At 64.0% G+C, this 20,659-nt stretch carries 19 protein-coding genes; 8 read left to right on the top strand and 11 right to left on the bottom strand.

The window, feature by feature from the left end; all coding sequences use genetic code 11:
- Positions 1-2: 2 nt before the first annotated feature.
- Complete coding sequence (trpD, locus tag ACFVVC_RS02695; RefSeq protein WP_387448820.1) at positions 3-1,058, bottom strand: anthranilate phosphoribosyltransferase; 1,056 nt, start codon at positions 1,056-1,058, stop codon at positions 3-5.
- Between the two features lie 208 nt (positions 1,059-1,266).
- Between trpD and ACFVVC_RS02690 the strand changes: the two genes are divergently transcribed.
- The 4 genes from ACFVVC_RS02690 to ACFVVC_RS02675 all read left to right on the top strand — a co-directional run bounded on the left by ACFVVC_RS02690 (position 1,267) and on the right by ACFVVC_RS02675 (position 5,538).
- Positions 1,267-1,845 (top strand): heme-copper oxidase subunit III, encoded by a 579-nt coding sequence (locus ACFVVC_RS02690; protein ID WP_081624118.1) that lies wholly within the window; start codon positions 1,267-1,269, stop codon positions 1,843-1,845.
- Positions 1,846-1,931: 86 nt separating this feature from the next.
- Complete coding sequence (locus tag ACFVVC_RS02685) at positions 1,932-2,720, top strand: cytochrome c (protein ID WP_387448817.1); 789 nt, start codon at positions 1,932-1,934, stop codon at positions 2,718-2,720.
- A 99-nt stretch (positions 2,721-2,819) separates the two neighbouring features.
- A complete protein-coding gene (locus ACFVVC_RS02680) occupies positions 2,820-3,890 on the top strand; it encodes a ubiquinol-cytochrome c reductase iron-sulfur subunit (RefSeq protein WP_285246119.1) in 1,071 nt (356 codons plus the stop codon).
- Positions 3,868-5,538 carry a cytochrome bc complex cytochrome b subunit gene (locus tag ACFVVC_RS02675; protein WP_387448812.1) on the top strand — a complete coding sequence of 557 codons (1,671 nt, stop codon included), beginning with the start codon at positions 3,868-3,870 and terminating at the stop codon, positions 5,536-5,538. The genes ACFVVC_RS02680 and ACFVVC_RS02675 overlap by 23 nt, the downstream gene beginning before the upstream one ends.
- 114 nt (positions 5,539-5,652) lie before the next feature.
- Here ACFVVC_RS02675 and ACFVVC_RS02670 read toward each other — a convergent pair whose 3' ends face one another.
- Positions 5,653-6,423 (bottom strand): GntR family transcriptional regulator, encoded by a 771-nt coding sequence (locus ACFVVC_RS02670; protein WP_387448809.1) that lies wholly within the window; start codon positions 6,421-6,423, stop codon positions 5,653-5,655.
- A gap of 161 nt (positions 6,424-6,584) precedes the next feature.
- Between ACFVVC_RS02670 and ACFVVC_RS02665 the strand changes: the two genes are divergently transcribed.
- Entirely contained in the window at positions 6,585-6,887 is a 303-nt protein-coding gene (locus tag ACFVVC_RS02665; protein ID WP_387448806.1) for an HPr family phosphocarrier protein, read from the top strand.
- 62 nt (positions 6,888-6,949) lie between these two features.
- On the opposite strand, the gene ACFVVC_RS02660 is transcribed toward ACFVVC_RS02665, so the two are convergent.
- From ACFVVC_RS02660 to ACFVVC_RS02640, 5 genes are all read right to left on the bottom strand, one after another.
- Complete coding sequence (locus ACFVVC_RS02660; RefSeq protein WP_018761374.1) at positions 6,950-7,351, bottom strand: cytochrome c oxidase subunit 4; 402 nt, start codon at positions 7,349-7,351, stop codon at positions 6,950-6,952.
- The gene (ctaD, locus tag ACFVVC_RS02655) at positions 7,348-9,075 is read right to left on the bottom strand and encodes a cytochrome c oxidase subunit I (RefSeq protein ID WP_387448803.1); all 1,728 of its coding nucleotides are present in this window, start codon (positions 9,073-9,075) and stop codon (positions 7,348-7,350) included. Before ctaD ends, ACFVVC_RS02660 begins: the two co-directional genes overlap by 4 nt.
- A gap of 10 nt (positions 9,076-9,085) precedes the next feature.
- Positions 9,086-9,958 (bottom strand): cytochrome c oxidase subunit II, encoded by an 873-nt coding sequence (coxB, locus tag ACFVVC_RS02650; RefSeq protein WP_387448800.1) that lies wholly within the window; start codon positions 9,956-9,958, stop codon positions 9,086-9,088.
- 186 nt (positions 9,959-10,144) lie between these two features.
- Complete coding sequence (locus ACFVVC_RS02645) at positions 10,145-10,534, bottom strand: iron-sulfur cluster assembly accessory protein (RefSeq protein WP_133831571.1); 390 nt, start codon at positions 10,532-10,534, stop codon at positions 10,145-10,147.
- A gap of 158 nt (positions 10,535-10,692) precedes the next feature.
- Positions 10,693-12,138, bottom strand: coding sequence for a dipeptidase (locus tag ACFVVC_RS02640; protein ID WP_387448797.1), 1,446 nt, complete (start codon positions 12,136-12,138; stop codon positions 10,693-10,695).
- Positions 12,139-12,231: 93 nt separating this feature from the next.
- Between ACFVVC_RS02640 and ACFVVC_RS02635 the strand changes: the two genes are divergently transcribed.
- Positions 12,232-12,834 carry a DUF3043 domain-containing protein gene (locus ACFVVC_RS02635; protein WP_387448794.1) on the top strand — a complete coding sequence of 201 codons (603 nt, stop codon included), beginning with the start codon at positions 12,232-12,234 and terminating at the stop codon, positions 12,832-12,834.
- Positions 12,835-12,902: 68 nt separating this feature from the next.
- On the opposite strand, the gene ACFVVC_RS02630 is transcribed toward ACFVVC_RS02635, so the two are convergent.
- Complete coding sequence (locus ACFVVC_RS02630) at positions 12,903-13,970, bottom strand: quinone-dependent dihydroorotate dehydrogenase (protein ID WP_387448791.1); 1,068 nt, start codon at positions 13,968-13,970, stop codon at positions 12,903-12,905.
- 93 nt (positions 13,971-14,063) lie between these two features.
- On the opposite strand from ACFVVC_RS02630, the gene ACFVVC_RS02625 reads away from it, so the two are divergent.
- Positions 14,064-15,023: an alpha/beta hydrolase gene (locus ACFVVC_RS02625; RefSeq protein WP_387448788.1), complete on the top strand. Its 960-nt coding sequence runs from the start codon at positions 14,064-14,066 to the stop codon at positions 15,021-15,023.
- Here ACFVVC_RS02625 and ACFVVC_RS02620 read toward each other — a convergent pair.
- From ACFVVC_RS02620 to leuA, 3 genes are all read right to left on the bottom strand, one after another.
- Positions 15,014-15,865 carry an isoprenyl transferase gene (locus ACFVVC_RS02620; protein ID WP_387448786.1) on the bottom strand — a complete coding sequence of 284 codons (852 nt, stop codon included), beginning with the start codon at positions 15,863-15,865 and terminating at the stop codon, positions 15,014-15,016. The genes ACFVVC_RS02625 and ACFVVC_RS02620 overlap by 10 nt on opposite strands.
- Before the next feature lie 2 nt (positions 15,866-15,867).
- Complete coding sequence (gene recO / locus ACFVVC_RS02615; RefSeq protein ID WP_387448783.1) at positions 15,868-16,620, bottom strand: DNA repair protein RecO; 753 nt, start codon at positions 16,618-16,620, stop codon at positions 15,868-15,870.
- An 86-nt stretch (positions 16,621-16,706) separates the two neighbouring features.
- Positions 16,707-18,446 carry a 2-isopropylmalate synthase gene (leuA, locus tag ACFVVC_RS02610; RefSeq protein WP_387448779.1) on the bottom strand — a complete coding sequence of 580 codons (1,740 nt, stop codon included), beginning with the start codon at positions 18,444-18,446 and terminating at the stop codon, positions 16,707-16,709.
- 252 nt (positions 18,447-18,698) lie between these two features.
- Between leuA and ACFVVC_RS02605 the strand changes: the two genes are divergently transcribed.
- Positions 18,699-20,651 (top strand): M13 family metallopeptidase, encoded by a 1,953-nt coding sequence (locus ACFVVC_RS02605; RefSeq protein ID WP_387448776.1) that lies wholly within the window; start codon positions 18,699-18,701, stop codon positions 20,649-20,651.
- Positions 20,652-20,659 lie beyond the last annotated feature (8 nt).

Genomic DNA, 20,659 nt, shown 5'->3' with positions numbered 1-20,659 from the left:
TCCTAGGCGCGGGACAGCGAAACCCAGCGGTCCAGCACCGCAGCGGCTGCGCCGGAATCAATCGACTCCGCCGCCCGTACGAAAGCCGCCTGCATACGCGCCAGGAACGGGCCGGCTGCGTCGAGATCAAAGGCGACCAGGCCAGCAGCCGCGTTAACCAGGACTGCGTCCCGGGCAGGCCCTTGCTTGCCGGAGAGCACATCGCGGACAACACCGGCATTGGCAACGGCGTCTCCCCCGCGTAGCTGCTCCACGGTGGCGAGGCTGATGCCAAGATCGTCGGGTGAGAAACGGAGTTCGCTGACGGCACCGTCGCGGACTTCCCAAACATTGGACGGACCGGTCGTGGTCAGTTCGTCGAGGCCGTCGTTCCCCCGGAACACCAACCCCCTGCTCCCCCGGCGCGCCAGGACGCCGGCCACGAGGGGCGCCATCCGTGCATTGGCGACGCCGACGGCCGACGCCTGGACGTTGGCGGGATTCGTCAGCGGCCCCAGGAAGTTGAACGCGGTGGGAATAGCCAGCTCGCGCCGGGGAACGGCGGTGTGCCGGAACGATGGGTGGAAGACCTGGGCAAAGCAGAACGTGATGCCGGCTTCCTCCGCATTGCGTGCCACCCGGTTAATAGGCAGGTCAAGACGGACGCCCAACGCCTCGAGCACGTCCGCGGATCCAGACGACGACGACGCCGCCCGGTTGCCGTGCTTAACCACCTTGGCGCCGGCACCGGCCGCGACCAGGGCGGCCATCGTCGAGATATTGACAGTGTTAAGTTGGTCACCACCGGTGCCGACAATATCGAGCTTTTCCCCGGAAATGGCCACAGGGTTGGCGTGGGCCAGCATCGCGTCCACCAGGCCGGAGAGCTCGTCCACCGTCTCCCCTTTTGCGCTGAGCGCCACGAGGAAACCGGCGATCTGGGCTGGTGTCGCTTCGCCGGACATGATGGTATCCATGGCCCACGACGTGTTGTCCGCCGTAAGATCGGCGCCCTTGATCAGCGCCGAGATGAGCCGGGGCCAGGTGTTGCCGGACGCTGCAGATGCCTGTGAAGTCACCTGCTGATGCTATCGAGCGATGGTGCGCGCTGACCAATATGAACGGCGGCGGGAACTTTTCGGGGCGAATTCGCGTCTTTGTAGAAAAAGTCCCCCGAAAAGGCGGTTTGCGTTGGGCAGCACGGACTTTTGCAGACATAATGTCTATGTGACATCTGCGACCCATGCCCCCAGTACCCCGGCGCACCCCACGCTGAACCGCCCCAATATGGTTTCTGTCGGAACCGTAGTGTGGCTGTCCAGTGAGTTGATGTTCTTCGCCGGTCTCTTTGCCATGTACTTCACCCTGCGCTCCACGAGCGGTCAGATGTGGGCGGAAGAGACAGCCAAGCTCAACTTTCCCTTTGCGCTCGTAAACACGATCGTCCTCGTGGCCAGTTCCTTTACTTGCCAGATGGGCGTGTTCGCCGCCGAGCGGCTCCAGCCCCGCCGCGCCGGTGGAGCCCTGCAGTTCGCCCGCTGGGGAATGAACGAATGGTTCACCCTGACGTTCCTCATGGGCGCGTTCTTCGTTGCCGGCCAGACCACCGAGTACGCGATGCTGGTTTCCGAGCACGTCTCGCTCTCTTCCAACGCCTATGGCTCGGCCTTCTACATGACTACTGGCTTCCACGGCCTGCACGTCATCGGCGGCCTGATTGCCTTCCTGCTCATTATGGGCCGGTCCTTCGCCGCGAAGAAGTTCGGACATTTCGAAGCAACGTCCGCAATCGTCACCTCTTACTACTGGCACTTCGTTGACGTCGTGTGGATCGGCCTCTTCCTGGTCATCTACGTACTCAAGTAGCCAGCTTTGATTCTTTTTCTACAAGAGGCAGAATTTCAGGTAGCGGCTCCCGGAGCCGGCGCAGGATCGAATAAAGGAACCACCACGTGAAGGCACTCTCACAAAAGCGGCGTCACCCACTTGCAGCAATAGCGCTGCTCCTGATGGGGCTCCTCATCACTGGTGGGCTCTACGCCGTGGCCACCACCATGAACGAGGCCAAAGCGAGCACCACCACGGCAAGCGCGAGCGATGTCGAAGAGGGCGGCAAGCTTTTTGCAGCGAACTGCGCAACGTGCCACGGCATGGGTGCGAGCGGTTCCAAGGACGGTCCCTCGCTGGTGGGCGTCGGCGCGGCTGCTGTTGACTTCCAGGTGGGCACCGGGCGCATGCCGATGCAGATGAACGGACCCCAGGCGATGAAGAAGCCTGTCCAGTTCAACGAGCAGCAGACCTCACAGCTTGCAGCCTACGTCGCTTCCCTGGGAGCCGGCCCGGCTATTCCTGCAGAGGACCTGACAAATGGTGGGGGCGACGCAGCAGCGGGTGGAGAGCTGTTCCGCACCAACTGCGCCATGTGCCACAACGCCGCTGCTGCCGGCGGCGCACTGACCCGCGGCAAGTTCGCACCTGCTCTTGCCGACGTAACCGGCAAGCACATCTACGAGGCAATGGCCACGGGACCGCAGAACATGCCGGTGTTCAACGATGCCAACATCACCCCCGAAGGCAAGAAGGACATCATCACCTTCCTGAAGCAGATCGAGTCCACCGGTTCCCCGGGTGGCGCCGACCTGGGATCCCTTGGCCCGGTAGCCGAAGGCCTGTTCGTATGGGTTGCCGGTCTCGGCGTCATCATCGCCTTCACCATCTGGCTGACCTCCAGGACTTCCTGACGTCCTGCTGGACACACAAAACTTCTGCTGCCCTGTCAGCAGCTTGAAATTGGAAACTAACCCGGCAACTGCCGGGACGAGAGAAGGATGAGGCGAATTATGGGCAACCATAGTGACGGCAGTCCGAACCACTCGGGCACCGTAGCTACGGCTGGTCAGAATGAGGTGGAGAAGTTCCAGGATCCTGGAATTCCCCCGCATCGTTTGCGCCTGGCTGACACGGACCCGAGAGCAGCAAAGCGGGCAGAACGGCAGGTCGCCTTACTGTTTGGCATTTCTGTTGTTGGCACCCTGATCTTCCTGGTGGCGTACTTCGCCATCGATCTGGGTGATGACTCCAGCATCGCCACCATCCGGCTCCAGAACGCTCTGCTGGGCATCGGCACCGCCTTTGCCATGCTGGGCATCGGAACCGGCATCGTGCACTGGGCCAAGGCCTTGATGCCCGATCACGAAGTCTCCGAAGAGCGTCACGCGATCCGTTACGAAGAGGACCGCCAGGCTGCAGTCCGCATCGTCGACGACATCGTTGAAGAGACCGGCATCAAGCGCCGCCCGCTGATCCGCAACACCCTCCTGGGTGCGGTGGCTCTTGCTCCGCTTCCTGCGATCGCCATCTTCGGCGACCTCGGACCCCGCCCTGACGACAAGCTCGCACACACCATGTGGGCCCCCCAGGACGGCAAGCGCAAGCGCCTGACCCGCGACCCCGACGGAACGCCCATCAAGGCCTCGGATGTCACTATCGGCTCGGCGTTCCACGTCATCCCCGAGGGACTCAACGAACTCAGCGAAGGCAAGCTCAACGAGAAGGCCAAGTCTGTTGTCCTCCTGATGCGCCTCGATCCCGCATCGCTGAATCCCTCCAAGGGCCGCGAAGAGTGGGGCTACAACGGCATCGTTGCCTACTCGAAGATCTGCACCCACGTTGGCTGCCCCGTTGCTCTCTACGAGCAGCAGACGCACCACCTGCTGTGCCCGTGCCACCAGTCCACCTTTGACCTCACGCAAGAGTGCAAGGTGATCTTCGGCCCCGCCAGCCGTCCTCTCCCCCAGCTGCCCATCGCAGTTGATGACGAGGGCTACCTCGTCGCTACAAGCGACTTCCATGAACCCGTAGGACCAAGTTACTGGGAGCGTGATTCGCATGAGCGCAGCATCAACAGCTGAGCCGGCTTTCGTCGCCAAAACCAAGACAGGCCGGATTACCGACTTCGTCGACTCGCGTGTTGGCGGTTCCGGGATCCTCCGCGAGTTCGGCCGCAAGGTCTTCCCCGATCACTGGTCATTCATGTTCGGCGAAGTGGCGCTGTACTCCTTTGTCATCCTGCTGCTGTCCGGAACCTTCCTGACGTTCTTCTTCGACCCGTCCATGGCGGAGACCCACTACGACGGTTCCTACGTCCCCCTCAAGGGCGTGGAAATGTCGGTGGCGTACAGCTCATCACTGAACATCTCGTTCGACATCCGCGGCGGCCTCTTCATGCGCCAGGTCCACCACTGGGCAGCGCTGTTGTTCGTGGCGTCCGTGGCCGTGCACATGCTCAGGGTCTTCTTCACCGGCGCGTTCCGCCGTCCGCGTGAAATGAACTGGGTTGTCGGCTGCGTCCTGCTGATCCTGGCAATGGCCGCCGGCTTCACCGGCTATTCGCTTCCCGATGACCTGCTCTCCGGCAACGGTCTGCGCATCATCGACGGCGTGATCAAGTCCATTCCGGTCATCGGCACGTACATCTCCTTCTTCCTGTTCGGCGGAGAATTCCCGGGGACGGCCATCATCAGCCGCCTGTACATGCTCCACATCCTGCTGGTGCCGGCCCTGATCCTGCTGATGATCGTCATGCACCTCTTCATGGTTGTCGTCCACAAGCACACCCAGTACCCCGGTCCCGGCCGCAACGACAACAACGTCGTCGGCTACCCCCTGGGTCCTGTGTATGCCGCGAAGGCCGGTGGATTCTTCTTCATTGTCTTCGGCGTGATCGCCCTGATGGCCGCGTTCTTCACCATCAACCCGATCTGGAACTACGGACCTTACGATCCCTCACCGGTATCCGCAGGTACCCAGCCTGACTGGTACATCGGGTTCGTTGACGGCGCCCTGCGGCTTATGCCAGGAACCCTCGGCAACTGGCACGTTGAGCAGATCTTCTTTGGTCACGTGTTCACGTTCAACGTGCTCCTGCCCGCACTGGTACCGGCCGGGATCCTCTTCACCGTGATGTTCACCTACCCGTGGATCGAGCGCTGGGTCACCAAGGACGACCGCGAACACCACGTCCTGGACCGTCCGAGGAATGCTCCGACCCGTACCGCCATCGGCATGGCTGGTTTCGTCTGGTACTGCGTCATGTGGGCGGCCGCAGGTTCCGACCTCATCGCAACCCACTTCGGTGTTTCCCTGAACGACGTCACCTATTGGCTGCGTGCACTGTTCTTCGTTGGTCCGATCATTGCGTTCGTCGTCACCAAGCGAGTGGCTTTGGCCTTGCAGCGGAAGGACCGCGAAATCGCCCTTCACGGCCGCGAGACCGGCCGCATCGTACGGCTTCCGCACGGTGAGTTCATCGAGGTGCACGCACCGTTGGACGAATACAAGCGGTACAAGCTGGTCGGCTTCGAATCACCCCAGGTCCAGCAGGCTGTGCCCAACGAGCACGGCGTGGTCACCCGCAAGGAAAAGCGGCGCGCGCTGCTCTCCCGCTGGTTCTTCGAGGACCGCGTTGCCCCGGCAACCCCCGCAGAGTTGGAAGCAGCACACGGCCACGGCCATGAGGCTGTGGAAGCTGCAGAGGGAACGAAGAGCCTGACGCACTAGGCACTGCGACCCGACACGAAGGGCCCGATCCACACCGGATCGGGCCCTTCGTTTGCCTTCCGGGTTTTTAGACTCTGCGCAGTGCTGGAGGCCGGCAGCAGTGCCCCGCATGCTTCAGTGGTTGCGAGTCCTGCGGGCACCAGGGCGCTGCAGGGGAACCCACAGCTTGTACCGGTCCGCGCGGTAATACGAGACGGAGTAGTCCACCATTGCGCGGGCCACAAAAGCATGCCGCTGAATCTTCAACAAAGGCGCCCCAACCTCGACGTTCAGCAGCCGCGCCGTGGAGGGTGACGCAGCCGTAGCCTCGATCATGTCCTCGCCCCACTCCATCACCAGGCCAAACTGTTCACTGAGGACGTTGTACAACGACGTGGGGGGTTCATGGTCCAGCAGGCCAGGGACCCGGTGGGCCGGGATGAAGTTCTCGTCCACGCTCATGGGCTCTCCGTCCGCCAGCAGGAGCCGGCGGAAGCGCACCAGCGGGGTTCCCTCGTCGAGCTGGAGTTCGCGGGCCAGGAAGGCACTGGCGCCTATCTGCTCGAAACTGAGGACTTTTGCCGCCGGAACCATGCCGCGGCGTTGCATCTCCTCGCTGTAGGAGGTCAGCTTGACCTGCAGGTCAAGCTTCGGCCGCCGGACGAAAGTTCCCAACCCCACGACACGTTCGATGACCTCCTCCCCCACCAACGCATCGATGGCTTGCCTGACGGTCATCCGGGCAAGCCCGAATCGTTCGGCAAGGTCACGCTCAGACGGAAGCGCCGATCCGGGAAGGCAGGATTCTGCGATGTAGGCCCGGAGGATCTCACGGAGCTGCACATAGATCGCGGTGCCGCTGGTGCGGTCTATTTCGCCGGTGATGGCGGTGGCGCCAGCTGCCATGGTCCCTCTTCCTGCCGTTGGTGGTCCTCCCTAATTTTAGGACGGTCTAGACCAGCGGGAGACCGCTGACCGTTTTGGCGCTGCTGGTTGCCGGCCCGATATATTTGGTTTGGAAAATTTGACCGTCGACGGATGGGGCCGTCGTGACGAAGGAGTCCGCTTTGCCAATACTGAAGGCCGTGGTGACAGCTCCTGAGGGCCTGCATGCGCGATCTGCCGCCGTATTCGTCCGTGCCGTAACTGACACAGGGCTTCCCCTGACCATCCGGAAAGCCGACGGCGTTCTTGTAGACGCACGTTCCCTGCTTCAAGTGATGGCAGCGGACTTCCAGCAGGGCTGCGACGTGGAGCTGGCGGTCAGCGACGACGCCCTGGACGGCGCGCAGGACCATCGGCGGGCTCGGGAAGCACTCAGGGGCCTTGGCAGGCTCCTGGAGTCCCAGGGTGCCACCCAGAGCGTCTAGGGAATGCAAAACGTCGGGCCCCACCGAAAGGTGGGGCCCGACGTCGTTATTGCTGCAGCTGCCTAATGCGCGTGGTCACCGCGGCTGTACTCGTACACCCAGCCGACGAGGGCCACAACGGCGATGCCGCCGGCGATGAAGACGATCCAGAAACCGACTGCCATGCCGAGGAAACCTGTGGCGCAGGCAATGCCGAGAACCAGGGGCCACCAGCTCCAGGGGCTGAAGTGTCCCTGCTCGCCGGCACCTTCGTGGATCTCGGCGTCGCTGCGGTCCTCAGGCCGCAGGCCGACCCGCTTGCCGGTGAATCCGAGGTAGGCGCCGATCATGCCTGCCAGGCCGCCGACGAGGAGAATGCCCAGGATGCCAACCCACTCGCTCCAGTTGGTCAGGAAGCCGTAGACCAGGGCGACGGGGACGAAGAAGAAGACTCCAGAGCCAAAGATCCAGGATTCGATTTTCACTGTGCGGTGTCCTTCTGGTCAGCGTTGCCGAGCACTGCGGCTGCGGGGGCAGGCGAATCAACGGTGTGTACCTGCCGGAGTTCCGGGTGGTGCAGGTCCAGCGCGGGACGTTCTGAACGGATCCGGGGCAGGGACGTGAAGTTGTGGCGTGGCGGCGGGCAGGAGGTGGCCCATTCCAGCGATGCACCAAAGCCCCAAGGGTCATCCACCTGGACCTTTTCGGCTTTCCGCCACGTGATGTAGACGTTCCAGAAGAACGGAATCAGGGAAGCGCCGAGCACGAAGGACGCAACCGTGGAGAACTGGTTCATCCAGGTGAAGTTGTCCTCCGGCAGGTAGTCGGCGTAGCGACGGGGCATGCCCATGACGCCGAGCCAGTGCTGGATCAGGAAGGTGCCGTGGAAGCCCAGGAACAGCAACCAGAAGTGGATCTTGCCCAGGCGTTCGTTGAGCATCTTGCCGGTCCACTTGGGCCACCAGAAGTAGAACCCGGCGAACATGGCGAACACGACGGTGCCGAACACCACGTAGTGGAAGTGTGCAACCACGAAGTAAGAGTCCGAAACGTGGAAGTCCAGCGGCGGGGAAGCCAGGATGATGCCGGTCAGGCCACCGAACAGGAATGTGATGAGGAAGCCGATGCTCCACAGCATTGGGGTCTCGAAGGTCAGCGACCCCCGCCACATGGTGCCGATCCAGTTGAAGAACTTCACGCCGGTGGGCACCGCGATGAGCATGGTCATGAACGAGAAGAACGGAAGCAGGACCGCGCCGGTAACGTACATGTGGTGGGCCCAGACCGTCACCGAGAGGGCAGCAATGGCGATGGTTGCGTAAACCAGGCCCTTGTAGCCGAAGATCGGCTTGCGGCTGAAGACGGGGAAGATCTCAGAGACGATACCGAAGAACGGCAGCGCGATGATGTACACCTCGGGGTGTCCGAAGAACCAGAACAGGTGCTGCCAGAGGACTGCACCGCCGTTCGCGGGATCGAAGATGTGCGCACCGAACTTCCTGTCAGCGCCCAGGGCGAAGAGGGCTGCGGCCAACGGCGGGAAGGCCATGAGGACCAGGATCGCCGTGATCAGGGTGTTCCAGGTGAAAATCGGCATCCGCCACATGGTCATGCCCGGGGCACGCATGCAGATGATGGTGGTGATGAAGTTGACCGCGCCGAGGATGGTGCCGAAGCCGGACAATGCCAGGCCGAAGACCCACAGGTCACCGCCGATACCCGGGGTAAACGTGGTGTCCGAGAGCGGCGCGTAGGCGAACCAGCCGAAGGACGCAGCACCCTGGGGGGTGATGAAGCCCGAGACCGCGATGGTGGAGCCGAAGAGGAAGAACCAGAACGCCAGGGCGTTCAGGCGCGGGAACGCGACGTCGGGGGCACCGATCTGCAGCGGCATGATCACGTTGGCGAACCCGGCAAAGAGCGGGGTGGCGAACATCAGGAGCATGACGGTCCCGTGCATGGTGAACAGCTGGTTGTACTGTTCCTTGGTCTGCAGGATCTGCATGCCGGGTTCGAAGAGCTCGGCGCGGATCAGCAGCGCCATCACGCCGCCGAGGCAGAAGAACACAAATGATGCGATCAGGTACATGTACCCGATGGTTTTGTGGTCCGTGGAGGTGATCCAGTTGACGACGATCCGTCCCTTGGATTTTGGTACCACGGGCGCCGACAGGGCTCCCGCGGGTGCGGATTGGGTGTACGTAGCCACGTCGCTCCCCTTACTTGGTTTCGTTCAGGTTCGGGTTGCGGTCGTACTCAGCACCAAGCAGGCCGGTGTTGCCTTCAGCCTTGAGCTGGTCCATGTGTGTCTGGAATTCGGTTTCCGACACCACCTTGACGCGGAACAGCATTTCGGAGTGGTACTCGCCGCAGAGTTCGGCACACTTGCCGTCGTAGGTGCCCTCTTTAGTGGGGGTGAACCGGATGTAGTTGGTCTTGCCGGGGATCATGTCGCGCTTCTGCAGGAAGGCGGGAACCCAGAAGGAGTGGATGACATCGCGGGAATTGAGTTCGAGGTCAACGGACTTGTTGACCGGGAGGTACAGCGTGGGGAGCCGTTCCATGTCGATGTTGTTACCTGTCAGGTGCGCCTGGACGCCGGCCTCGTGGAGGTCTTCCTGGATCACATCGCCGGACTTGTAGTTGAAGTCCCACGCCCACTGCTTGCCGCGGACGTCAACCACAACGTCGGCAGGCTGCGAACGGTCATCGATCGCCTGCTGGTCACGGTCGGTGAAGTAGAAGAACACCAGGACCATGAAGATCGGGATGGTGAGGTAGAAGACCTCGAGGGGAAGGTTGAAGCTGGTCTGCCGCGGGAAGCCTACGGTTCCCTTGCGGCGGCGGTAGGCCACCAGGCACCAGATGATCAGGCCCCAGGTAATAGTGCCCACCACGAGCGCAGCAATCCATGAGTTGACCCAGAGGTCCATGATGCGGTCGGTGTTGCTGGTGGTGCCACGTTCAGTGGGCATCCACCCTTTCTCTACCTCTGGCGAACATCCGGTCAAAACCAACGCGCCGGCAATAGCCAAGCTTGAGATCGTTGTGATCGTTTTGCGTCGGCTGCCGGTTCGGTTCTGCGAACTCACAGACGGCCCTTCCTACTTGTTGCTGTTGTCCGGGCTGCCATGGGCGCTCCGGGCACACTAAAAGTTTTACTACTCGGTGTAGAGCTTACCGCTCTGCCGGGCGTTTCGCCCACATGTCGGCGCCGAGCCTCCGTGCCGTTTTTGACGGCGGGAAACTCGGCGCGGACATCGGGCGAAATAACCGGGTTAGTGGAACGAATCACCGCAGGCACAGGAGCCTCCGGCGTTCGGGTTGTCGATGGTGAAGCCCTGCTTCGAGATGGTGTCCTCGAAGTCGATACTGGCTCCGCTGAGATACGGAACGCTCATCTTGTCCACGACGACCTCAACCCCGTCGAAGTCGCGCACGGCGTCGCCGTCGAGGAGCCGCTCGTCGAAGTAGAGCTGGTAAATCAGCCCCGAGCAGCCGCCGGGCTGCACAGCCACGCGGAGCCGCAGGTCCGTGCGGCCTTCCTGCTCGAGGAGGCTGCGTACCTTGCCTGCAGCGACGTCGGTCAGGTCAACCTCGTGAACGGGCAGTTCTTCACTGGCCGCAGCGGTGGTCGCGGTGCTGTTTTCGTTGGTTGCGGTGCTCATTGGCCTACCTTCTTAGGACGGTCTGGCGGCGCCGCCTCACGACGCCTGCCCCTACGGATACGGTATGGGCTATAGCTACATGCTACGCGCGGCAGTCCTGTAGCTCTAACTCCTGACGTAACCGTCAAAACCTGCCGGTTGTTCCCTGGGAGCCCCGCCTAGGCAAGGCCTTCACTGTTGAGCCGGGCCAGCATCAGCGCTTCAGCCAGGACTGCGTTGCGGAAGTCCCCGATGTGCAGGGATTCATTAGCGCTGTGGGCGCGGGAATCAGGATCCTCCACCCCCGTCACCAGGATCTGTACGTCGGGGTAAACCTCGGTCAGGTCGGCGATGAACGGGATGGAACCGCCGATCCCGGTTTCGACGGCCGGAACTCCCCAGGCCTCCCCCAAGGCCCACATGGCCAGTGAAGCGGCGGCCGAGGAGGTGTCGGTGCGGAAGGGATTCCCGGCCTCCCCCGGCGTGAAGACCACCTTCGCGCCGAACGGGGCGTTGGCTTCCACATGCCGGCGGACCGCCTCCATGGCCTCCCCCGGCACCTGCCCCGGTGCCAGCCGGAGGCTGAACTTGGCCCGCGCCCGCGGAATGAGGGTGTTTGAGGCAATATCGACGGCGGGGGCGTCAAACCCGATGATCGACAACGCGGGTTTGGTCCACAGCCGTGAGGCGATGCTTCCGGTGCCGGCCAGGCGCACGCCGTCCAGGACAGAGGCATCGGCCCGGTAGTCGGCCTCCGGCATGTCCACGGACGCTGTGTCGGTGGCGACGAGCCCCTCAATGGCGACGTTCCCGTCGTCGTCGTGGAGAGTGGCAATCAGGCGGGACAGCAGGGTCGGCGCGTCGAGGACCGGGCCGCCGTACATGCCCGAATGCACGGCGTGCTCGAGGACCTGGACCTCGATGACGCCGTCAACCAGTCCACGGAGGCTGGTGGTCAGGGCCGGTATGCCGACTTTCCAGTTGCTGGAATCCGCAACCACGATGACGTCCGCACGCAGCAAATCGCGGTTGGCTTCCAGGAAGGAACGGAACGTTGGCGAACCGGCTTCCTCCTCCCCTTCGATGAAGAAGGTCACGCCGAGTCCAAGGGCGCCGGAAAAGACCTCGGAGACTGCAGCATAGGCGGCAATGTGCGCCATGATGCCGGCTTTGTCGTCAGCGGCGCCGCGCCCGTACAGCCGGCCGTCCTTCTCGACGGCGGTAAACGGCGCGGTCGCCCACAGGGCTTCGTCCCCCACCGGCTGGACGTCGTGGTGGGCGTACAGCAGGATGGTCGGCTTCCCTTCCGCGGCAGTGCGGCGGGCGACGACGGCGGGGCCACCGGGGGTGCCGTCCGCCTTGTTGACGGCCAGGATCTGGACCTCGGGCAATCCTGCTTCGCGGACCAGTGCAGCGACGGCGTCCGCGCTGCGTTCGAGCGGCGTACGGTCAAAACTTGGCCAGGCAATGCCCGGGATGGCCACCAGGTCCTTGAGCCGGGCGAGGGTCTGGTCGAAGGAGCGGTCTACCGCCGAACGGAGATCGTCCGTCCAGCCGGCAGCGGCAGCGCCCTGTCCTGGTGTTTCTGCAGTGGTGTGCGGGGTCGCCGCAGGTGATGAAGTCATGGCCAAAACATTACCCCCGTCACATTCGGCCGCAGGCCGCCGGCAGCCGGGCGGGCAGCCAGCGGGCGGCCTCCCGCAAGGTATTCTGGTCAGGTGTTCGGACGTAGAAAAGAAGCGCCCTCGGCGCAGGAAACAGTAGACCAGCAGGCGGCGGAAGCGGCAGCCCGGCAGGACAGCGTGGTGGGCAAGGGTGCCCCGACCCCCACCCGGAAGGCCCAGGAAGCTGCCCGTAAGCGTCCGCTGGTGCCGGAGGACCGCAAGGCCTCGAAGGCCGCCGAACGCCAGGCGGTCCAGGACCAGCGCTTGAAGATGCGCCGCGCGCTGGACACAGGAGACGAGAAGTTCCTCCCGCTGCGTGACAAGGGGCCGCAAAAGCGCTTTGCGCGCGACTACGTGGATGCGCGCTTCAATCTCGGTGAATACCTGATGTTCGGCGCGCTGCTGTTTGTCCTGGTGTCCTTGGTGGTTCCCGCCTCCAGCGACATGATGATCTACGTGCTCGGCGCGTTCTGGGTGATGTTCCTGGCAGTCTTCGTTGACGTTTTCATCCTCTCCCGCAAGCTCCGGAAGAGCCTGGCCCAGAAGTTTGGTGAGGTGGAACGCGGCACCGTCTGGTACGGCTCGATGCGCTCCCTGCAGTTCCGTAAACTGCGCCTGCCCAAACCGCAGGTTGGCCGCGGACAGTACCCTTCCTGACGCGCCAGACCACCTAAACGCAGGAACCCCGGCGGGCTGACCACCGGGGTTCCTGCGTTTAACTGTGGTCAGCGGCGGTGCTTCGCCAGCTGCCTGTTGATCCGCGCGGCCCAGAAAGGTCCTTCGTACAAGAACGCGGTGTATCCCTGCACCAGTGTGGCTCCGGCGTCGAGCCTGTCCTGTACGTCCTTGGCGGACTCCACGCCACCGACTGACACCAAGGTGAGCGCATCATCTGTGGCGTCTTTGAGCCGCTTCAATACCTCCAGTGCGCGCCGCTTCAGGGGAGCTCCGGACAGTCCGCCGGCGCCGCACTTTTCCACGTCGTCGGCGGCCGAGGAGAGCCCCGTCCGGGCGATAGTTGTGTTGGTGGCGATGATGCCGTCCAATTTGAGGTCCAGTGCCAGCCGGGCAACGTCGTCGATGTCTTCATCGCTCAGGTCCGGGGCGATCTTCACCAGCAGCGGGACGTGACGCCCGGCAGCCCGGTCGGCTTCCTGCCCCACCGCAACCAGGAGTGGGCGGAGCGTTTCCACGTCCTGGAGCAGGCGCAACCCCGGAGTGTTGGGGGAACTGACGTTCACCACCAGATAGTCGGCGGCAGGGGCCAGGCTGCGGGCGCTGACCAGGTAGTCGTCCACCGCGTCAGCCAGTTCCACCACCTTGGTTTTGCCGATGTTGACGCCGATGACGGGACGAACTTCCGGGTACCGGCGCTGAAGTGCTGCGCGGGCGGCCTTGAGCCGGGGCGCGACGGCTGCGGCGCCGTCGTTGTTGAATCCCATCCTGTTGATCACGGCCCTGTCCTGGACCAGGCGGAAAAGCCGGGGCTTCTCATTGCCGGGCTGTGCCTGGCCGGTGATGGTGCCAACCTCCACGTGGCCGAATCCAAGCTCGCTGAGGGCTTCGATACCTAGCCCTTCCTTATCGAACCCGGCAGCCAAACCAAACGGCGAGGGAAAAGTAACGCCAAAAGCGGTGGTCTGCAGCGACGGCGCCGGGGCGGTCAGCTTCTGCAGGACCCTTCCCGCGCCTGTGGCATGCGCGAGCCGGATCCCCTTGAATCCGATCTTGTGGGCGCGCTCGGCGTCCATCCATGAAAAGGCCAGCTTGAAGAAAGTGGGATAAACGCGCATGCCTCCAGTTTCCCGTCTGGTGGCGTCCCACACCAAAACGGAGAAGCGCCCTGGCAGGCGGCCGTACCCGCCGCGCCGGATTAGCATGATGGCATGCACTGGCAGCAGGACATCCTGGGTGGGGACTTCGAGTCCTGTTCCTTCGTGGCCACAGGTTCCGACGGCGTGGAGCGGACGGCAACCCTGGTCCGGCTCCGGCCGGCCGGCGATGGGGACGCAACGGACAGCGCCCGCCGGTCAGTGCTGTTCCTTCACGGGTGGAGCGACTACTTCTTCAACGCAGACCTGGCCTATTTCTGGGCGCGGGCCGGATACGACTTCTATGCGCTGGACATGCACAACCACGGGCGCAGCCTGCGGCCGGAATTCCCGGGCGGATATGTTGGCGACCTGGCCGCCTATGACGCGGAAATCCAAGAGGCATGCCGCCTCATTGCGCTTGCGGGCGGGCCCGGGCCCGTGGCACTGATGGGTCACTCCACCGGCGGGCTGGTGGCGGCCCTGTGGACCAGCCGCCACCCGGGGGCCGTGTCGCAACTGATCCTCAACAGCCCTTGGCTGGAGATGCACGGGAGCGCACTGGTGCGCCGCGCCGCATCAGGCATGGTCGGGCCGGTGGCCCGGTTCCGGCCCCAGGCAGTGCTCCGGCTTCCCCAGCGGGGCCACTACTGGCGCACCATCAGCAGTGCGGCCGACGGCGAGTGGCCGCTTGACGAGCGGTACCGCCCACGCATGGCTTTCCCGGTGCGTGCCGGCTGGCTGAGGGCCGTGCTCGCCGGCCACGCCCGGGTGGCCCAGGGCCTGGGAATCCAGGTGCCCATCCTGGTCCTGCTGTCCGCGGGAAGTGCCAACGGGCTGTTCTGGTCGGAGGACATGCGACGGACCGATGCGGTCCTGGATGTGGCGATCATCGGCGCGCGAGCCCTGGCTCTGGGCACCACGGTGACCGTGGAACGAATTGACGGCGCCCTGCACGACGTCTTCCTCTCCCCTGAGGCAATCCGGACCGACGCCTACGCTCGGCTGGCACGCTGGCTGCGGGCTTACGGGTGAGGCTGGTCCGCCTCTGAATCGGCCGGTGCGGGTGCCGCATCGACAGCCCCGCCGTAGCGGCGGTCCCGGCTCGCATATTCCTCGACGGCGGCCCACAGGGTTCGCCGGTCCACGTCCGGCCAGAGCGTGTCCATGAAGACGAACTCGGCGTAAGCGGACTGCCAGAGCAGGAAGTTGGACAGCCTTTGCTCGCCCGAACTGCGCAGGAAGAGATCCACGTCCGGCAGGTCGGGCTCATCAAGGTACTTCTGGATGGTCCGTTCCGTGATGGAACCGGGCTTGAGCCTGCCCGCGGCAACATCCGCGGCGATCGCCGACACCGCGTCAGTGATCTCAGCCCGGCCGCCGTAATTAACACACATGGTCAAATTACAGGTGCTGTTGGCCGCCGTGAACTCCTCGGCTTCCTCCAGTTCGCGGATCACCGACCCCCACAGCCGGGGTCTCCGGCCTGCCCAGCGGATCCGCACGCCCCACTCGTCCAACTGGTTCCGCTGCCTGCGCAGCACATCCTTGTTAAATCCCATCAGGAACCGGACTTCCTCCGGAGACCTGCGCCAGTTTTCCGTAGAGAACGCGTAGACACTGACGTACTCGATCCCGAGTTCGATGGCACCGGCCATGACGTCAAGAAGGGCCGGCTCGCCCGCCTTGTGCCCTTCTATCCGCGGGAGGCCCCGCTGGTTGGCCCACCGGCCGTTGCCGTCCATCACGATAGCCACGTGCCGGGGAATGAACTCCGCCGGGATGGAGGGCGCCACCTCGCCTGAAGGATGCGGGTAGGGCGCCGCTACGGGATTGGTCCGCCTGCGGGCTGCATTGTTCTTTTTACCCAGGGCCACTGTCAGGTACGCTCCACGTGTTTGAGGGATTTCAGGACTCGTTCCAAATGCCATTGCAGGTACGCCGCCACCAAACCCGCCGCTTCCTTGCGGTGTGGGGCCAACGATGCGTCCGCCGTCGTCCAGTCCCCCGTCAGGAGGGCAGCCAGCAGGGTGACTGTCTCGGGCGCCGGGGCGGGCGACCCGGGGGGCCTGCACTGGGCGCAGACCATGCCGCCAAGGGGCGCCGAAAATGCCGAATGTGGCCCCGGGGCGCCGCAGCGGGAACAATCAGTGAAGCTCGGCGCCCATCCGCCAGTGGACAACGCACGCAGGAGGTAGGAGTCCAGGATCAGGCCGGCAGCGTGTTCATCCCGGCTCAACGCAGCCAGGGCACCCACCAGCAGGTTGTACTGCGCCGTCCCGGACTCGCCGTCGACGTCCGTCAGCTTCTCCGCCGTCTCGGTCATGGCGGCGGCCACCGTATACCGGCCGTAGTCCGCTGCGATGCTGCCGCCGTAGGCTCCCTTCGCCACCGCCTGGGTGACGATATCCAGGGTGCGCCCGGACACCAGTTGCAGGTCAGCCACCATGAACGGTTCAAGCCGGGCACCGAACCGGCTGCTGGTGCGGCGGACGCCCTTGGCCACCGCGCGGACCTGTCCGTGGTGCTTCGTCAGGAGCGTGATAATCCTGTCTGCCTCGCCCAGCTTGTGGGTGCGGAGCACCACGGCGTCGTCCCGGTACGCCCGGGAGGCAAAAGACTGTTGGACCACGCTCTATCTTCCCATCCTGCCCGGCCGTACGTCGCCAGGACGCGGTGGTGCCGCCGGCGGAACCGGCGGCACCACCCTTGCAGGTGTCAGGCCTGGGCGTCGCGAATGGCGCGGTTGACGGCCGAAATGACGGCCTTCAACGACGACATGCTGGTGTTGGCGTCGATGCCGACACCCCACAGCACCCGCTCTCCCACAGCACACTCAACGTAGGCGGCGGCCATGGCGTTGCCACCTTCGGACAAGGCATGTTCGCTGTAGTCCAGCACCCGAACGTCCACGCCGTCGTCGTGCAGGATGTTCAGCAAGGCGGCGATCGGCCCGTTGCCGGTGCCGGTGCGCTGGACCTGCGCGCCATCAATGGTGAGCGAGGCGTGAAGCGTCATGCCGCCGTCGTTACCTGTCTCCGTCTTGACGGCACCCAGCGAGTAGCGGCCCCACTGCCCGTCGGCCTGGCCGGAGGGCAGGTATTCGTCCTGGAAGATCTGCCAGAGCTGGGCGCCGCTGACCTCCCCGCCGACGGTGTCGGTGCGGCGCTGGATGACGCCGGAGAACTCGATCTGGGCACGGCGCGGCAGGTCCAGGCTGTGCTCGTTCTTGAGCAGGTAGGCAACGCCGCCCTTGCCGGACTGGGAATTGACCCGGATCACGGCCTCGTAGCTGCGGCCCAGGTCCTTGGGATCCACCGGCAGGTACGGTACCTGCCAGGTGAAATCGTCCACAGCCTTGCCGGCCGCAGCGGCGTCCCGCTCAAGGGCTTCGAAACCCTTCTTGATGGCGTCCTGGTGGGAGCCGGAGAAGGCGGTGAAGACCAGGTCGCCGCCGTAGGGCGAACGCTCCGGGACGGGCAGCTGGTTGCAGTACTCCACGGTCCGGCGGACGTCGTCAATGTTGGAGAAATCGATCATGGGATCGATCCCCTGGACGAACAGGTTCAAGCCCAGCGTCACCAAATCCACGTTGCCGGTCCGCTCGCCGTTGCCGAAGAGGCAGCCTTCGATGCGGTCGGCGCCGGCCATGTATCCCAGCTCCGCGGCGGCGACACCGGTGCCGCGGTCGTTGTGCGGGTGCAGCGACAGGATAATTCCCTCGCGCGGGTGCAGGTGACGGCTCATCCACTCGATGGAATCGGCGTAGACGTTGGGCGTTGCCATTTCCACCGTGGCGGGGAGGTTGATGATCACCTGCCGGTCAGCGGACGCCTCGAAAACATCGGCGACGGCGTTGCAGACGCGGACGGCGTATTCGAGTTCCGTGCCGGTGAAAGACTCCGGGGAATACTCGTAGGTCACGTGCGTATCAACGAGCGTTTCCTCGTACTTCCTGCAGAGCCTCGCACCCTGCAGTGCGATGTCCAGGATTCCGTCCTCGTCCTGGTTGAACACCACACGGCGCTGCAGGACCGACGTCGAGTTGTACAGGTGCACGATGGCCTGCTTGGCGCCCACCAGGGATTCGTAGGTCCGCTCGATCAGGTGCTCGCGGGCCTGGGTCAGGACCTGGATGGTGACATCGTCAGGGATGTGGTTTCCCTCGATGAGCTGGCGGACAAAGTCGAAGTCCGTCTGCGAAGCGGACGGGAAACCGACCTCGATTTCCTTGTAGCCCATGCGGACCAGCAGGTCGAACATCTTCATCTTGCGGGCCGGGCTCATGGGATCGATCAGGGCCTGGTTGCCGTCGCGGAGGTCCACCGCGCACCAGCGCGGGGCCTTGGTGATGACCTTGTCCGGCCAGGTGCGGTCCGGCAGTTCGACCTTGATCTGATCCTGGAACGGGGTGTACCGGTGGGCGGGCATTCCGGAGGGCTTTTGTGCGTTACGCATGATGTTCGTGGCCTTTTCTATCGATCTTCAGTGAAAGGGTGGCCGGGCAACACAAACTCCGCAGCGAGGGTGGGCCGTGCGCTAGATAGCGTCTGTGGCCTCGCCGCGGCAGCTAAGGAGAAGGAGCTCTGCACGCACACTTTGAGGGTAACACGGGTGCGTAAGATGAAAGGGCACTACCGTCCGTAAAGTCCAGCATGCAGACGCCTCCGTGTTCGCCCGGCAGCGGCGTCGCAGCAAAAAGGAGTTGCAGTGCCCATTTCGGGGATCGATCTGTCCACCATTGATCACACAGTCCGGCCGCAGGACGACCTTTACCAGCATGTGAACGGCGCCTGGGTGAAAGCCACCGAGATTCCCGACGACCGGCCCCTGGAAGGTACGTTCACCGGCCTCCGCGACGGGTCCGAGATTGCCGTCCGGGACATCATCGAGGAAGCGGCGGCCAAAGGCGCGGATGCCACGGGGATCCAACGGAAGATCGGCGACCTCTACAACAGCTTCATGGACGAGGCGACAGTTGAGGGCAAGGGCATGGACCCCATCCGGACCCGGCTGGCCGACGTCTTCGCCACCGGGTCAGTCGAAGAGCTCATTGCGCTCGCGGGCCGGCTCTTTCGCGCCGATGTGGGCGGCCTCTTCTACATCTACCCTGCACCGGATGCGGGAAACCCTGACCGGGTCCTCCTGTACACCGGCCAAGGCGGCCTGGGCCTGCCCGACGAGTCCTATTACCGCGAGGAGAAGTTCGCCCCCATCGTGTCGGCCTACACGGGACACGTGGAGAGGATCTTCGACCTTGCCGGCGTGGCTGATCCGAACGGTGCCGCCGCCCGGGTGGTCCAACTGGAAACGAAACTCGCGGCGCACCACTGGGACAACGTCACCCTGCGGGATCCGCAAAAGACCTACAACCTGAAAACGGCAGATGAAGCCGCTGCGCTGTTCCCGCTCCTGGGCACCTGGTTTGAGGCAGCCGGCATTGAGCCGGCCAAACGGGCCGAAATCGTAGTGAGCACCCCTGACTTCTTTTCGGGGGCCACGGCGCTCCTGGACGAAATACCGCTGTCCACGTGGCAGGAATGGCTGGCAATGCGGGTGGTCAGCGCCGCTGCACCGTATTTGTCCTCGCCGTTCGTGGACGCCAACTTCGCCTTCTACGGCACCACGCTCAGCGGGACCCCCCGGAACAAGGACCGCTGGAAGCGCGGGGTTGCCGTGGTCGAATCAGGACTGGGCGAGGCCGTGGGCCAGATCTACGTGGCGCGGCACTTCCCCGAAACCCACAAGGCCCGGATGCAAACCCTGGTGGCGAACCTGACCGAGGCGTACCGCCGGAGCATCAACGACGTTGACTGGATGGGTGAGGACACCAAAGCGGAGGCCCTTCGCAAGCTTGCCGCCTTCCGTGCCAAGATCGGCTTCCCGGACGAGTGGATCGACTACTCCGCCGTAGAGATCACGCCCGATGACCTGCTGGGCAACGTGGAGCGCGCCCACAACGCCGATGTCGACAGGCACCTGGATGAAGTGGGCAAACCGGTTGACCGCAACAAGTGGCTGATGACGCCGCAGACGGTCAACGCCTACTACCACCCCATGATGAACGAAATTGTGTTCCCGGCAGCCATCCTGCAGCCGCCGTTCTTCACGGCCGACGCCGACGACGCCGTCAACTACGGCGGCATTGGTGCGGTGATCGGGCACGAGATTGGTCACGGTTTCGATGACCAGGGCTCCCAGTTCGACGGCGGCGGGGCGCTCCGCAACTGGTGGACGGACGAGGACCGCCATGCATTTGAAGCCCTGACGGCCCGCCTCGTGGCACAGTATGACGCCCTGTCTCCCACCGCTGCACCCGGCCACCACGTCAACGGCAGGCTCACGTTGGGCGAGAACATCGGCGACCTGGCAGGGCTCACCATCGCTTACAAGGCATACCTGATCAGCCTGGACGGCAAGGAGCCGGACGTCCTGGACGGCCTCACCGGGCAACAACGTTTCTTCGCCTCCTGGGCCGCGGGATGGCGCCAGGTCATCCGCCAGGAGGAAGCCGTCCGTCGCCTGGCCACGGACCCGCATTCCCCCAACGAATTCCGCACCAACGCGATCGCCAAGAACCTTGATTCATTCCATGAGGCATTCGAAGTGACGGAGGCTGATGGCATGTGGATGCCCGCCGCTGAACGCGTCAGCATCTGGTAGAGGCCACA

The organism is Pseudarthrobacter sp. NPDC058196, assembly GCF_042882685.1.
Taxonomy (GTDB): Bacteria; Actinomycetota; Actinomycetes; order Actinomycetales; family Micrococcaceae; genus Arthrobacter.
Note: the sequence above shows the minus strand (reverse complement) of the source record. Positions and strands in the feature narration are given on the sequence as shown.